Here is a 14527-nt window from a genome sequence, read left to right as displayed (position 1 = left end):
ATTCTGCCTGCACTGTCACGATCCGGCATAATGGACCATTCCCCCGTGAGCGGAAAGATGCCACATCAGGAGATGGACCACACTCGAGACATTACAGGCAGCGATATGAACTCAAGCATCCGGACTGACGACACCACCGACTTCTCCCTCCCGGCCGCGGGCCGGGGAGGAGCCTTCGCCCATCAGCAGGGCAAGGCGATGGTCTGCCTCGACGTCGACGGCACATTGGTCAACCATGATGGTCACATGTCCGAGGCCGTTCGTGTGGCCGGACGCGCCGTGGTGGCCGATGGTCACACCGTCGTGGTCTCCACCGGACGTTCCCTGCCGGCGACGCTGCCGATCATCGAGATGATCGGCGTCACCCATGGCTACGCGGTGTGCAGCAACGGCGGGGTCACGGTCCGGATCGACCTCGAGCTGGAGGACGGCTACGAGGTCCTCGATCGGCGCGTCTTCGACCCGGCGCCCGCCCTGGACGCGCTGCAGCGCCGGCTGCCCAACGCGAAGTACGCGATCGAGACCTCTGCCGGGACCTTCCTCTCCACCGAACGGTTCCAGGACATGTCCTTCGGCCTGTGGGCCGAGGGCACCAGCCTGCACAAGATGCGGCACGCGGAGGCGGTGCGCCTGGTGGTCAACTCCGACGACGCCACCTCCGAGGAGTTCACCGCCGCGGTGGCCAGCATCGGCCTGCAGGGCGTCACCTACTCCGTGGGCTGGTCCGCCTGGCTGGACATCGCCGCCGCCGGGGTCACCAAGGCCTCCTCCTTGGAGGCGCTGCGCGAGAAGATCGCCGCGCCGATCGAGGTGACCGTGGCCTGCGGAGACGGGCGCAACGACATCGAGATGCTCGCCTGGGCCGGCCGCGGCGTGGCGATGGGCCAGGCGCCCGAGGAGGTCAAGGCCGTGGCCGACGAAGTCACCGGCCACGTGGACGAGGACGGCCTGGTGGACGTGCTCACCAGCATCCTCGCGGACTGAGGGACGCGCGGCGGCGTCAGCGCAGCTGGGCGCCGAGGCGCTGCAGCGCCTCCTGGCCCACCAGGTCCCCGCCCAGCAGCGGCAGCGTGTCCAGGCGTGCGCCCGGCACCAGCCGCGACAGCTCCGCCAGATGGCCCTCCTCCTGGTCTCGACGCCGAGCCAGGAAGTCCCCGGCGTCGTGCGGCGAGAGCCGGTTGACCACGAACCCGCCGACGTCGACCCCGGTGTCGACCAGCTGGGCGTGGAGCTCCACAGATTCCAGCACCGGCAGCCTCTCGGCGGTCAGCACGATCACGAAGCTGCACCGCTCGGCGTCGGTGAGCACTTGACGCATGGCCTCGAAGCGCGCCTGACGGCGGGTGAGCACCTGCCGGATGCGCCGGTCGCGGGCCGCCTGCGAGGAGCCGTCGGGGGCGTCGTCGGCATCTAAGGCACGCACCGCCGCTCCGAAGCGCTCCGCGCGGGTGCGCCGGTCCAGAAGCGCCGAGGTCCAGGCCGTCATGATCTCCGGCAAGGCCATCAGCCGGGCCGTGTGTCCGGAGGGGGCGGTGTCGAAGACGATCAGGTCGAACGCGTCGTCGTCCTCCCCGCCGTGCTCCTGCAGCAGGGTGGCGATCCGTTCCAGGACGGCTGCCTCATGGGTCCCGGGGGAGCGGGCCGCGAGCTGCAGGTGCTTGTCCACCTCGCCCTGCAGATGATCCGGCATCATGCTGCGCAGCGTCGCGCCCACCTCTTCCAAGTGGGCGGAGGTCGTGGCGTCGGGGTCTATCTCGACCCCGGACAGACATGCTCGTCGGGGCGCAGCCGGGCCGGAGTCGTCCTGCCACAGCGTGAGGATCCTGTCGCCCACCGGGCGCGCCCACAGATGGCCAAGATTGTGCGCGGGGTCGGTGGAGACCACCAGGACCCGGGCGCCCCGCTGAGCCCGGTGCAGGCCCACTGCGGAGGCGACGGCGGTCTTGCCCACTCCGCCCTTGCCGCCGACGAAGAGCACGCGGCGGTCCCGGGCGAGATCGAGCAGCATCGGGCGGTCCCTTCCTCCCAGTGTGAACGGCGATGAGCGGCACCCCTCAGCAGCAGCGCATGTGCTCCTCGAACGGGGACCGGTCCATCCCCATCCGCACATGCCACTGGTGCATGCGGTCCAGCATCTCAGGCAGCAGCTCCAGAGTGGCCCCGGCGGCGGGGTTCGGCACGCCGAGGGCCTCGGAGAGGACCAGCATCATGAACAGGTCCTCCTCGTCCCGCCGGGCGCGTGCGAACGTGCGCCGATAGGGGGCCACGTAGAACTCACGCAGGCCGGCGTCAACCTGCCGGATCCGCGCTCGCAGCTGTGCCAGGAGGCTCACCGGTCTGCGCTCAGCGGTCCAGGGGCAGCTTCTCGTCGTCGCTGAGGGCGACGTCGTCCTCCGGCTCCTTCGCCCCGCGATGAGCCTGACCCATGGCGATGACGGCCTCCACCAGCACCCAGACGGCGGCGACGATGATCACCACGTCGATGCTGAGCAGCAGCCATTCCGCGTCGCGGAAGAAGCTGACCAGCTGCACCAGTGCGGCGTAGATGCTCATGACCAGCACGAACACCATGGGGATCAGCACCGGCAGGAACGGCCGGTCCTTGCGGATGAGCATCACCACGATGATGGACATGGTCAGCGCGGCCAACAGCTGGTTGGTGGTGCCGAACAGCGGCCAGATCAGCATGCCCCCGGATCCGTCCGCGCCCTGCGAGAAGGTCAGCGCGACGCCGATGACCAGCACGACAGCCGTGGCGGCGATGATGTTGATCCGGACCTTCGCCAGCTCGCCGATCTCCTGGACCACGAAGCGCATCAGGCGCACCCCGGTGTCCATGGTGGTCGCGGCGAAGAGCACCGCCATGGTGGCCAGGATGGTGGCCGAGAGCCCTGCCGGGATGCCCAGGCCGGTGTTGACGATGTTCGCGCCGCCCTCGACGAAGGCCGGCACCCCGCCGGAGCCGAAGGACTCGTAGACCTCCTCCCACTGGGCCAGCGTCTGGAAGCCCGCGGTGGTCGCGATGATCGCGCCCAGGGCCAGCAGGCCCTCGCCGACGGCTCCGAAGTAGCCGACGAAGCGGGCGTCGGTCTCCCGGTCGAGCTGCTTGGAGGTGGTGCCGGTGGCCACGGTGCCGTGGAAGCCGGAGATCGCACCGCAGGCGATGGTCACGAACAGCAGGGGGACCAGGGACGGTGTGCCCTCCGGGACGTTCTGGTTGAAGGCGGGGGCGACCACGGTCGGCGTCGCGATCAGCACCGCGCCATAGACGATGATCAGGCCGATGAACAGCTGGATCCCGTTGATGAAGTCCCGCGGCTGCAGCAGCACCCACACGGGCAGCAGGGAGGCGATGCCCGCGTAGACGAACAGCGCCACGATCCAGAAGCCCTCCGGGGTCATGCCCAGCACCTGCTCCGGCAGCACCACCGGGAACCTGTCGCCGAGGATGATCAGGGCGTAGAGCGCCGCCACCCCGGCCAGCGTCACCGCCAGCAGGTTCCAGCGGAGCCGATAGATCGCCTGACCCACCAGCACCGCGACGATGAGCGTGCCCCAGGTGGGAATCACCGCGCCCGGCTGAGCCACCAGCAGCCCGGAGATGACGACGGCGAAGGCCGCAACCACCATCAGCAGCAGCAGGAAGACGACCACCAGGAAGAGGTTGCGCCCGCGCGGGCCGATGTAGCGGCCGGAGAGCGTGCCGATTGACTGGCCCTTGTTGCGGGTGGAGGACCACAGAGCGCCGAAGTCATGCATGCCGGCGATGAACACCGTGCCGATGGTCACCCACAGCACGGCCGGCAGCCAGCCCCAGATGACGGCGATTGCGGGCCCCACGATCGGGGCGGCCCCGGCCACCGAGGTGAAGTGGTGGCCCCAGAGGATGTACCGGTTCGTCGGGACGAAGTCCACGCCGTCGTCGAACTGGTGCGCCGGGGTCTTGAACTCGGCGTTGACCTTGTAGACCTTCTTGGCGAGGAACTTCGAGTACAGGAAGTACCCGGCCAGCATCAGTGTCACTCCGATGACGGCTAGGAGCAGTGAGTTGGGTCCGTCCATGATCTCCCTCTCTCTCGGGCGGACTCCACGTTGAGCCCCCCGGGACGTGATGCCAGTGATGCCTGTCATGGTACTCGCGTGAGACGCGCATCACCCAGACTCATCGGTCCTGATCAGCGGCGGGTCGTGAGCGGCGTCGCAGGACTTGCCGCCACGTGGCGGTCTGGTGGCCGCAGGAGCCCAGCAGCAGGAGGTTCTCGGGCCGGGGGCCTGGAGAGAGCGCGTCCTCCTCTCTAGGCTGGACGGCGAGGAGGACGCCGGTTTTCGGAGACCGACCTGTGACACCGACCCCGCGAGAGAGGTGCCCGAGATGACCCAGCAGACCCCCGCACCCGGCCATCAGACCCGCGCCCGCACTCACCCAGCTCCGAGCATGCCCAACTCTGTGCAGAACCCGCTGCCGAGGGCGACGCGCGCCGAGACCGCACTGATCCTGCGTGACGTGCTCGCCCCGATGGCGGCCAAAGGCCCGATCGTCCGGCGGCCAGGGGTCGTGGCCGCCGTCGAACGCCTCGATCTGGAGGCCCGTGCCGTCCGTCGGGTGCAGGCGCTCTCCGAGAAGTACGGACGGGGACCGCTGCTGGTGCCGCTGCCCGGACGGCCGCTGGCGCTGGTGCTGGATCCGGACCATGTCCACCGGATCCTGGACCAGACGCCTGAGCCCTTCGCCGCTGCGGAGACGCTGAAGCGGCGTGCTCTGCAGCATTTCCAGCCGGGTGTCTCCTTGATCTCCCACGGCGGGGACCGTGCGGTGCGTCGTCATCTCAATGAGATGGTGCTGGATCCGGACCACCCCGTGCACCGGATGGCGGAGGTGTTCCTGCCGGTGGTCCACGAGGAGACCGATCAGATGCTCGCCGAGATCGACGACGACGGGGGCGCCCTGGACTGGGAGCGGTTCAGCAGGACCTGGTTCCGGATCGTGCGTCGCCTGGTGATGGGTGACTCCGCCCGTGAGGATGAGGAGTTCACCGCGCTGCTGGACGACCTGCGGCAGCGCGGGAACCTGGCCTTCCTGCGGCCGGTGGACGAGGAGGCCCGCGAGGAGTTCCTCTCCCGCATCCAGGACGCCCTGGACCGCGCGGAACCCGGGAGCCTGGCCGCCGTCATGTCCGAGGTCCACGCGCAAGGTGCGCCGGGAGAGTTCGACGCCGACGGCGGCAAGCCCGCTCACCAGGTGCCGCAGTGGCTCTTCGCCTTCGACCCCGCCGGAATGGCCACGTTCCGTGCCTTGGCGCTGCTGGCCTCCCATCCGGCCCGGCTGCGCACTGCGCGGATCCAGCTGAAGGATGAGTCCGGCGAGGACGCCCCGACGCTGGAGCTGCTGCGCGCCACCGTCCTGGAGGCGCTGCGACTGTGGCCCACCACCCCGCTGATTCTGCGGGAGACCACCATGGAGGTGGAGTTCGAGCACGGGATCATGCCCGCCGGCGTCTCGGTGCTGATCTTCGCCCCGTTCTTCCACCGCGACGAGCGCAGGCTGGACTTCGCGCACCGCTTCGCCCCGGAGATCTGGGAGGAGCGGATGTCCCAGAGCGGCCAGCACGAGCCGCAGCATGAGGTGCGGCGCGACGGGCAGCGCGAGGGCTCGCCCGCCCAGGGGGAGTGGCCGCTGATGCCGTTCAGCTTGGGAACGGGCATCTGCCCCGGGCGGCAGCTGGTGCTGCTGGTCACCAGCAGCATGCTGGCCCGGGTGCTGCAGGGCCATGAGGTGGATCTGCTCTCGCACAGCCTGGGGCGGGAGAAGGAGCTGCCCTCGCTGCTGGACCCGTATGCGCTGGAGTTCCGGCTCACTGAGCGCTGAGGCGTCCCGGTTCGGGCCCAGAGATCGTCTCTCTGTTGCAGATCGTCTCTGGATTCGGCGACGATCTGCAACAGAGAGACGATCTCTGCAGTGCGGGTGCGGCAGGATGGGGTGATGGCACGCTTCAGCATCCGCACCGACGACCCTGCGCAGTCGCTCGAGGAGATCTGGCCGCCCTTCGGGCTGCGCGTCGAGACTCCGCGGCTGGCCCTGCGCGTGCTCCGCGAGGATGACTTCCCCGCCTACGTGGCCGCGGCGACCTCCGGAGTGACTCACACCGAGCGGAATCCCTTCGCCCACGCCTGGAACGACAAGCCCCCTGAGGAGCTGATCCGTGCCTCCCTGTCGTGGGTGTGGTCCCACCGGGCGAAGGTCGGTCCGGAATCCTGGTCGCTCATGCTTGGAGTGTTCCTCAAGCCCGACGACGACGGCGGGCTGGACAGGGCTGGGCCAGGCTGGTCCGGACGGGACGGGGCTGGGTCTGCGGGAGCCGGCGTCGTGCGCTCCGGAGAGCGGCTGATCGGCATGCAGGACTGTGGGGCGCAGCACTGGACGGTGCTGCGGACTGTGGCCTCCGGCAGCTGGCTGCGCGCCGATCAGCAGGGACACGGCTATGGCCGTGAGATGCGCGCCGGCATGCTGCTCTGGGCCGTGGACCACTTCGGCGCCGCGTATGCCACCTCAGGAGCCTACGAGTGGAACGAGCGCTCTCGGCGGGTCTCGCTCGGGCTGGGTTACCAGGTGGTCGGGCGGAGGTTGGTGCCGGATGCGCACGGTGAACAGGCGGAATGGCAGGAGGAGTACCGGCTGGCCGCCGAGGATCTGGTGCGCCCGGACTGGTTCGTGCAGGTGCAGGGTTCGGAACGGCTGCGGGAGTTCCTCGCCGGCTGATCCCGCCCGCGGTCCCATCCCCTCCGGGGCGTCGGGTGCGGCAGGATGGAGGTGTGCAGACCTCCTCGCGAACCTCTACCGGAACCCGTCCCGTGACAGTGCACCGCGACTGGGTGCGACGCGCCGTGGTAGCCGCGCAGCGCATCCCGCCCGCCGCGGGTGCCCCCGACGGCGGTTCGAGGGCCGGCGGCGAACGCCTCGACAGCGCCTTCGCCTCCGACGCCGCCGACGTCCTGCGCGACATCGGCCTGATCCAGCTGGATCCGCTCATGCGTGTCTCCACTGCTCAGCGGCTCACCAGCCTGACCCGACTGCCGCGCACGTCCCGCGCCGACGACGTCGACTCCTCCCTCTGGCCGGACGGGCAGGTGGCCTCCTTCGAGTCCTTCACGAAGGTCGCCTGCGTGTTCCCCCTTGAGGACTGGCCGCTGCTGCGGCTGCGGCGGGAACGCCACGCCAGCGGCCACCGGCCCCAGCTGCCGGCAGGAGTGGTCGAACAGATCCGCCAGGTGGTGGCCGCCGCACCCGGCGGGGTGCAGATCGGCACCATCGAGTCCCAGGTGGGCTCCGGGGAGCGGACCACGGGATGGAACTGGACGCAGGTGAAGCAGACCGCCGAACTGATGGTGCGCACCGGAGACCTGGTGATCACCGCCCGCGACGGCACCACGCGGCTGTTCGACCTGCCCGAGCGGGCCTTGCCGGAGGCGGTGCGTCAGGCGGAGGACCTCCCTGACGAGCAGCTGCTGGCCGCACTGGCCCGTCGGGCCGCCGCGAACCTGGCGGTGATGACTCGCGCCGACTTCGCCCACCACTACCACCTCCCCGCGGAGGATGCCGCCGTCGGGATCGAGCAGGCGGGGCTGGCGCCGGTGCAGGTGCCGGGCTGGCCGGGCGCCACCGGGCGGGACCAGGCCTTCTGCCTCCCGGAGCTGCTCGACGGCGTGCTGCCGGACCCCTCAGCCCAGGGGGTGGTGGCCGCGCCGTCCGCCCACTCCGCCGTCGACGTCTCCCCTGGGGCAGCGTCGGACGCGGGGGCGCGCGAGACCTGGGGCGAGCCGCGGGAGGCCCGCCTGATCGGTCCCTTCGACCCGCTGCTGCGCGACCGCCGTCGGGCGCGCCGGGTCTTCGACTTCGACTATCTCTTCGAGGCCTATGTCCCGCGGGCGAAGCGCGTCTACGGGCACTACGTGATGGGGGTGCTCTCCGGCGGACGGATGATCGGCCGGGTGGACATCCAGCGGGTGGGTGATCAGCTGCGCATCAACGAGATCTTCCCGGAGGCAGGGGTGCCCCGGCGGGTGCTGGTGCCCCGTGCCCGTGGAGCGGGCAGGACCCTGGCGCGGCAGCTCGGCGTCACGCTGGAGATGCCGGGGTGACCTTCCGCGCGGTCTGCCGGGTCCGTACGCTCACAGCTCGATGGTGAACAGCTCACACGTGGTGTCGTAGTAGCGATCAGTGATGCCGCGGTGGGTCATCCCGATCCGCGTGGCCACCCGCTGCGAGGCCAGGTTCTCCCGGTGAGTGACAGCCACCAGATGGTCGAGCCGGTGGCGCCGAGCATGGGCGAGCAGCGCGCGGGCGGACTCCGTGGCATAGCCCTGGCCCCAGGTGTCCGGGTGCAGGTGCCAGCCGATCTCCAGATCCTGAGGCGGCTCGGGCGCCGTGCCGTCGTCCGGTGCCGTGAGGTGCCTCGACCAGGGGATGGGCTTGAGCAGCGCGAACCCGGCCGGCCGGTGCTGCTCCAGCGTCTCGATCAGCCAGATGCCGGTGGCCGTGCCGGCCGCGGCACGATACCGGGCGATGCGGCTCAGGGCCTGCTCGCGGGTGGTCTCCACCCAGTCGGCGGTGCCGATGAACTCGGTGACCTCGGGCCGGGAGTACATGTCCCGCACGTGGGCGACGTCGTCCTCGGCCACAGTGCGCAGCCGGAGTCGGGAGGTGAGCAGGGTGGGCAGCTCCTGTGTGGTCACGGCCCCAGTGTAGGACTCCCTTCTACTACACTGCGTAGAAATCTGCTGTGCTGTCCAGAGATCAGAGTGAGGAAGTCCATGCCACGCAGCCCCCTGCAGGAGCGATCCGGCGAGGATCGGAGCCGTCGGGTCCCGGGGAAGTCGGCTTGGCGGTGGGTCGCAGTGGCCGTGCTGCTGGGACTGATCCTCGCCGTCATCCTGCTCTCCGTGCTCGGCGACGGCGACGAGGGCACCCATGACGACGCTCACCAGCCCCCGGCCGAGGGCGACGAGTCCGCCGGGGAGGCCCATGCGGGGGCCCATATGGAGCACATCCATGGCCTCGGGGTGGATCCCTCCGACGGCGCGCTGCTGATCGCCAGCCACTACGGGCTCTTCCGGCTCGACGACGGCGCACCGGAGCGCCTCTCCGAGGTGCAGGATTTCATGGGGTTCACCGTGGTGGACGAGGGGCGGCTGCTCGCCAGCGGGCACCCGGGCCAGGGGCAGGACGCGCCGTCGAACCTCGGGCTCATCGAGTCCTCTGACGGCGGTGCCACCTGGCAGGAGGTCTCCCTGGGCGGGGAGGCGGACTTCCATGCGCTGGATGCTGCCGGGCAGCGGGTCTACGGCGTGGACGCCACCGGCGGGGACCAGCTGATGGTCAGTGACGACGGCGGCGAGACCTGGCAGTCTCCTGAGGCTCCGGCGATGGCCGGGGTCGCCGTCGACCTCCGCGACCCGGACTCGGTGCTCGGCACCACCCCGGACGGGCCCGTCCTCAGCAGAGACGGCGGGCAGAGTTTCGCTGCCCTGCAGGACGCCCCGCTGCTGCTGGCGGTTGACTGGGCGGCCGACGGCACGCTCTACGGCCTGGATCCTGCCGGTGGTCTGCATCGCAGCGACGATGACGGCGCCACCTGGGAGGAGACACAGGGCTCCGCGACGCTGCCGGAGGGCTACCCGGAGGCGGTGCACGCTGTGGACGAGGATGAGCTGTGGGTGGCCGTCGAAGGGGCCGTGCTGCACAGCAGCGACGCCGGGGAGACCTTCGAGGCTGTCCACGAGGAGTGAGCAGGGCTCACGAGCTCCACCGACGGCGTGGCTGTGTGCACACGTCGCCGTCAGGTTCTGTGTACGCTGGCTTCGAGAATTCCACGCTCTTCCCAAGGAGGCCCCTGTGGCGCTGACCCGCGATGTGACTATCGAGATCCCCGCCGGATCCCGGGTGAAGTACGAGATCGACCACGAGACCCACCGCCTGCGTCTGGACCGGGTGCTGTTCACCTCCATGCAGTACCCGACCCACTACGGCTACTTCGACGACACCCTCGGCGAGGACGGCGACCCGCTGGACGCGCTGGTCTACATCCCGGAGATCGACCTGATCCCCGGCGTGGTCGTCGAGGCCCGCCCGATCGGCGTGCTGAACATGACCGACGACGGCGGCGGTGACGCCAAGCTGGTCTGCGTCCCGGATGACAAGCGCTTCGACCACATCCAGGAGCTGGAGGACCTCGGCGAGTTCCTCAAGCAGGAGATCGAGCACTTCTTCACCCGGTACAAGGACCTCGAGCCCGGCAAGTGGGTCAAGATCGAGGGCTGGGAGGGCCGCGAGGCGGCCGAGGCCGAGCTGCAGCGCAGCATCGAGCGCTACGGCAGCTGACCCGGGCTCAGCTGAGCTGGTGCGGGGGAAGGGCCGCAGGCCCGGCTGTTCCGCCCTGCCCCGTGCCGCCCACCTGTGGTGTGATGGATCCATGGAGCACACCGTCGCAGAGCCGTCGACCGGAAACCCCGCCGACGGAAGCCCCGCAGAGTCCCCCGCTGACCTGCTCATCGCCTGGGACGTCGCCGAGCAGTCCGCCGCCCGGCTCGTCCCGCCCGGGCCGCGGCTGTCCGCCCGCGAGGCGGCCGCGGAGGTCGCCGCGCTGCGCGACGCCGCCCACGCCAGTGTGGACCACGTCCACCGCATCACCGGCCTGGAGGCCGCCGCCGGGCTCGGCGCCGGCTCGGAGGCCGGGAACTCGGACACCTTCATCGTCGACCGTGCCACCTGGGCGAAGGCGAACGCCGCATCCTTCCGCCGTCTGCTCACCCCTGCGTTGGAGGAGGCTGTCGCCGCCAAGCCGGAGATGGTCAGGCCCGGCAGCAGCACCCAGGTGTTCGGCTCGGCCGTCGCCGGCACGGAGCTCGGCGCGGTCCTGGGCTTCCTCTCGGCGAACGTGCTCGGCCAGTTCGACCCCTTCGCCCCCGCGGGGGGCCGGCTCATGCTGGTGGCCCCCAATGTGGTGATGCTGCGCCAGGAGCTCAACCTCGAGCCCGCTGACTTTCGGCTCTGGGTGTGTCTCCACGAGCAGACCCACCGGGTCCAGTTCGCCGCGGCCCCCTGGCTGCCCGAGCATCTGCTGGGGCTGATCGGTACGCTCTCCAGCTCCACCCTCGGAGCGGCCGACTCGCTCGGGGATCGGCTCGCCGAGGCTCTGCGCCACCTGAAGGAGGAGCTGCAGCAGCGTGGCGAGGACCAGAGCGGCGGGTCAGGAGCGGGCGACGACGGCGAATCCTCTGACGGCGGCTCCGGTGACGGCGGCTCCCGTGACGCGCAGGCCCACGGCGGCGCGAGCGGGCCTCCGCGCAACCGCCTCATCGAGCTGATCGGCAGCGAGGAGGCTCGCGAGGCCTACTCGCAGATCACCGCAGTGATGAGCCTGCTGGAGGGCCACGCCAACCACGTGATGGACGCCGTCGACTCCTCGATCGTGCCCTCCGTGAAGACCATCCGCCGACGTTTCCAGGACCGGGGCAAGCACCGCAGCATCCTGGAGCGCTGGGTCAGGAGGCTGCTCCAGCTCGACGTCAAGGCCCGCCAGTACACCGACGGCCAGCGATTCGTCAGCCGTGTGGTCGAGACCGTCGGCATGGAGCGGTTCAACCAGGTCTGGGAGAGTGCAGAGCACCTGCCCACCGAGGAGGAGCTGCACGATCCTGACCGGTGGGTCGCCCGGATGGGCTTCGCCGAGACCTCCGCCGCCGAGACCCCCGCCGAGGACTGACATGGCGGCCCTGCCCCCGGTGGTGGGCGCTGCCCGCCGGGCCGTGGCCGAGATGCTCGATCCGGACCGGCCGAACCTGGTGGCCTGCTCCGGCGGCGCTGATTCCCTGGCGCTCGCCGTTGCGGCCTCCCACCTTCACCGCCGGGGCGAGGCGGTGGTGGGCGCCGTCGTGGTGGACCACCGGCTGCACGCCAGGAGCGCGGAGGTCACAGCCGTCGCCCGGGAGCAGCTTGACGTCTTGGGCCTGGATCCGCTGCGCAGCCTCACCGTCGAGGTTGATCAGGACTCCCCGGAAGGGCCGGAGGCCGCCGCCCGACGCGCCCGCTATGGGGCCTTCCACCGTGCCATGGCCGAGACGGGGGCATCCCGGGTGCTGCTCGCCCACACCCGGGATGACCAGGCTGAGCAGGTGCTGCTGGGCCTGGCGCGCGGATCCGGGACCCGCTCGCTCGCGGGCATGCCGGCGGTGCGCGGCCCGTTCCGCCGTCCGCTGCTGGGGCTCAGCCGCCGGGACACCGAGGCGATCTGCCTGTGGGCAGGGCTCACCCCCTGGCAGGATCCGGCCAACCAGGACCCGCGGCTGCTGCGTTCCCGGGTGCGGAGCGAGGTGCTGCCCCACCTGGAGGAGCACCTCTCCTCATCAGTGCGCGAGGCGCTGGCCCGCACCGCCCAGATCGCCGCGGAGGACGCCGATCTCCTCGACGCTCAGGCCAAGGAGATCTTCGCCGTGCTGCTGGAGGACCCCGACGACGCCGGCCGCCTCCGGCTTCCGCTGGATCGGCTGAAGAGCGAGCCGGCGGCGCTGCGGCGTCGGATCATCGCCCTGGCGGTGGTGGCCGTGGGCGGGTCTGCACCCTCCTTCGAGCGGCTGCGGGCGGTGGAGTCGCTGCTGGCACGGCAGGGTTCGGCGGGGCCGATCCAGCTGGAGGGTCACGTCACGGCACATCGGGGCACGCATGATTCGCCCGACTATGGAAAACTTGTGCTCGTTCCTCGGGGCGCCGCCGCGCCGGGGCCCTGAGGATCCGGCCCAGAGGCCGGTCCACCGATCATCTGCCGCACGGGGCGCACCGCCCGACACCGCCCACACTGAGGAGCGCATCAGCACTCATGGACGCCCAGGACGTCACTGCAGACCTGACCGAGGTCCTCTGCACCAAGGAAGAGATCGACGCACGCATCAAGGAGCTCGCCGCGGAGATCGACCGTGACTATGCCGACAAGGATGTGCTCCTGGTGGGGGTGCTCAAGGGCGCGGTGATGGTCATGGCTGACCTCTCCCGTGCGCTGAGCAGTCACGTGACCATGGACTGGATGGCGGTGTCCTCCTACGGCTCCGGCACGAAGTCCTCCGGAGTGGTCCGCATCCTGAAGGACCTCGACGCCGATCTGATGAATCGTCACGTGCTCATCGTGGAGGACATCATCGATTCCGGCCTGACGTTGTCCTGGTTGAAGTCCAACCTGGAGTCTCGAGGCCCCGCCTCGGTGGAGATCTGCACCCTGTTGCGGAAGCCGGATGCGGTCAAGGTGGACATCGACGTCAAGTACGTCGGCATGGACATCCCGAACAAGTTCGTCGTCGGCTACGGCCTGGACTTCGCTGAGAAGTACCGAAACCTCGACTGCGTGGGCATCCTCGCCCCGCACGTCTACGAGTGACCCCCGGGTGCGCGGCTCGGACCGCCGACCCGTGATGTTATAAACTGTCATCTGCGTCACACCGCTCAGGGCTCGCCTCTGCTGCGCTGCGGCCTGCGTCGTGCTGTCGATCGGATGAGGTGAGCTGTGGCATCGTCGGGAGCACGGTCGGCCCTAGGGAGCTCCCTGCGGCCGGTCTCCAAGGCTGCGGCCGCCTATGCCACGCTTCGGAAGAGCATCCGCGTCGGTGATCTCGAGCCGGGGGAGCGGGTCACCCTCAAGCGGCTCTCCGAGCACCTGGGCATGAGCCTGACCCCGGTGCGTGAGGCGTTGAACCGCCTGGAGTCCGAGGGCTTCGTGGTGCATGACCCCCATCGGGGCACCTTCATCGCCGAACTGACCGTCGAGCGCATCGAGCAGGTCTACCGTCTGCGCTGCGTGCTGGAGCCCATGGCTGTCCGGCTCGCCGGTGAGCGTGCCACCTCGAACGACCTGGCTCGCCTCCACGAGCTGGTGGTGGCCTGCGACGAGGCGGCGACTCCGCTGGAGACCGTGGAGAGCAACGAGGAGCTCCATCTGGCGATCTATCGGCTCAGCGGCGACGCCCTGCTGGCGGGCTTCATCGACCAGCTCTGGGCCGGCATGCCGTATCCCTCCCTGGGTCTCTATGGATCAGTCTCGCGGGTGGGACAGTCCTCCGAGGAGCACCACCGCATCGTCGATGCGATAGCCGAGGGGCGGCTCGACGACGCCGCCGAGGCCATGCGGGTGCACATCGAGCACGGTCGTGAGGCGGCACTGCGGAACCTTCGCGAGGACTGATCGCCGAGGGTCGAGCCCTCAGGGCTGGACGCCGTCGTCGTCGCAGCTGGCTGCCCAGCGTGTCGCGCTGACCGGCACCTCCTCGGAGCTGGAGCGCGTCAGCCGGGCATGGTGCCTCCCCATATACTCCGGGATCGCGGCAGCAGCCGGTGATCATGGCCTTCAGGTGCTTCACATCACCAAGGTTGATATTTTATAAAATCCCCGCTAATGTCATCCCCGTCACAATGATGTGACCCACATGACACCCGCCAGGCAGCGAGCGGACTATCCGAGGAGTTCGGCCGGTCGGCCCACACGGACCG

Annotated in this window: 14 protein-coding genes; 10 read left to right on the top strand and 4 right to left on the bottom strand. The window is 69.9% G+C overall.

Features of this window, described 5'->3' with window-relative positions:
• Positions 1-105: 105 nt before the first annotated feature.
• A complete protein-coding gene (locus ODE13_RS11740) occupies positions 106-984 on the top strand; it encodes an HAD family hydrolase (RefSeq protein WP_416210677.1) in 879 nt (292 codons plus the stop codon).
• A 16-nt stretch (positions 985-1000) separates the two neighbouring features.
• On the opposite strand, the gene ODE13_RS11735 is transcribed toward ODE13_RS11740, so the two are convergent.
• From ODE13_RS11735 to ODE13_RS11725, 3 genes are read right to left on the bottom strand one after another with little or no spacing between them, the layout of a single operon-like run.
• Positions 1001-2008 (bottom strand): ArsA family ATPase, encoded by a 1008-nt coding sequence (locus ODE13_RS11735; protein WP_322479443.1) that lies wholly within the window; start codon positions 2006-2008, stop codon positions 1001-1003.
• Positions 2009-2054: 46 nt separating this feature from the next.
• A complete protein-coding gene (locus ODE13_RS11730) occupies positions 2055-2333 on the bottom strand; it encodes a cory-CC-star protein (protein WP_322479442.1) in 279 nt (92 codons plus the stop codon).
• A 10-nt stretch (positions 2334-2343) separates the two neighbouring features.
• The gene (locus ODE13_RS11725) at positions 2344-4062 is read right to left on the bottom strand and encodes a carbon starvation protein A (RefSeq protein ID WP_322479441.1); all 1719 of its coding nucleotides are present in this window, start codon (positions 4060-4062) and stop codon (positions 2344-2346) included.
• A gap of 310 nt (positions 4063-4372) precedes the next feature.
• Between ODE13_RS11725 and ODE13_RS11720 the strand changes: the two genes are divergently transcribed.
• The 3 genes from ODE13_RS11720 (at position 4373) to ODE13_RS11710 (ending at position 8136) form a co-directional block, all read left to right on the top strand.
• On the top strand, positions 4373-5866 hold the full coding sequence (locus ODE13_RS11720) for a cytochrome P450 (protein ID WP_322479440.1): 1494 nt from the start codon (positions 4373-4375) through the stop codon (positions 5864-5866).
• A 114-nt stretch (positions 5867-5980) separates the two neighbouring features.
• Entirely contained in the window at positions 5981-6757 is a 777-nt protein-coding gene (locus ODE13_RS11715) for a GNAT family N-acetyltransferase (protein ID WP_322479439.1), read from the top strand.
• Positions 6758-6849: 92 nt separating this feature from the next.
• A complete protein-coding gene (locus ODE13_RS11710; RefSeq protein WP_322479438.1) occupies positions 6850-8136 on the top strand; it encodes a DNA glycosylase AlkZ-like family protein in 1287 nt (428 codons plus the stop codon).
• 30 nt (positions 8137-8166) lie between these two features.
• On the opposite strand, the gene ODE13_RS11705 is transcribed toward ODE13_RS11710, so the two are convergent.
• On the bottom strand, positions 8167-8730 hold the full coding sequence (locus ODE13_RS11705; protein WP_322479437.1) for a GNAT family N-acetyltransferase: 564 nt from the start codon (positions 8728-8730) through the stop codon (positions 8167-8169).
• A 78-nt stretch (positions 8731-8808) separates the two neighbouring features.
• On the opposite strand from ODE13_RS11705, the gene ODE13_RS11700 reads away from it, so the two are divergent.
• From ODE13_RS11700 to ODE13_RS11675, 6 genes are all read left to right on the top strand, one after another.
• Positions 8809-9783 carry a F510_1955 family glycosylhydrolase gene (locus ODE13_RS11700; protein WP_322479436.1) on the top strand — a complete coding sequence of 325 codons (975 nt, stop codon included), beginning with the start codon at positions 8809-8811 and terminating at the stop codon, positions 9781-9783.
• A gap of 112 nt (positions 9784-9895) precedes the next feature.
• Positions 9896-10375 (top strand): inorganic diphosphatase, encoded by a 480-nt coding sequence (gene ppa / locus ODE13_RS11695; RefSeq protein WP_322479529.1) that lies wholly within the window; start codon positions 9896-9898, stop codon positions 10373-10375.
• 91 nt (positions 10376-10466) lie between these two features.
• The gene (locus ODE13_RS11690; RefSeq protein ID WP_322479435.1) at positions 10467-11759 is read left to right on the top strand and encodes a zinc-dependent metalloprotease; all 1293 of its coding nucleotides are present in this window, start codon (positions 10467-10469) and stop codon (positions 11757-11759) included.
• A gap of 1 nt (position 11760) precedes the next feature.
• Positions 11761-12780, top strand: a complete 1020-nt coding sequence (gene tilS, locus ODE13_RS11685; protein WP_322479434.1) for a tRNA lysidine(34) synthetase TilS — start codon at positions 11761-11763, stop codon at positions 12778-12780.
• A gap of 89 nt (positions 12781-12869) precedes the next feature.
• Positions 12870-13421: a hypoxanthine phosphoribosyltransferase gene (gene hpt, locus ODE13_RS11680; RefSeq protein ID WP_179541550.1), complete on the top strand. Its 552-nt coding sequence runs from the start codon at positions 12870-12872 to the stop codon at positions 13419-13421.
• Positions 13422-13547: 126 nt separating this feature from the next.
• Positions 13548-14222 carry a GntR family transcriptional regulator gene (locus tag ODE13_RS11675; RefSeq protein WP_322479433.1) on the top strand — a complete coding sequence of 225 codons (675 nt, stop codon included), beginning with the start codon at positions 13548-13550 and terminating at the stop codon, positions 14220-14222.
• Positions 14223-14527 lie beyond the last annotated feature (305 nt).

The organism is Nesterenkonia sp. HG001 (assembly GCF_034438835.1).
Taxonomy (GTDB): domain Bacteria; phylum Actinomycetota; class Actinomycetes; order Actinomycetales; family Micrococcaceae; genus Nesterenkonia; species Nesterenkonia xinjiangensis.
Note: the sequence above shows the minus strand (reverse complement) of the source record. Positions and strands in the feature narration are given on the sequence as shown.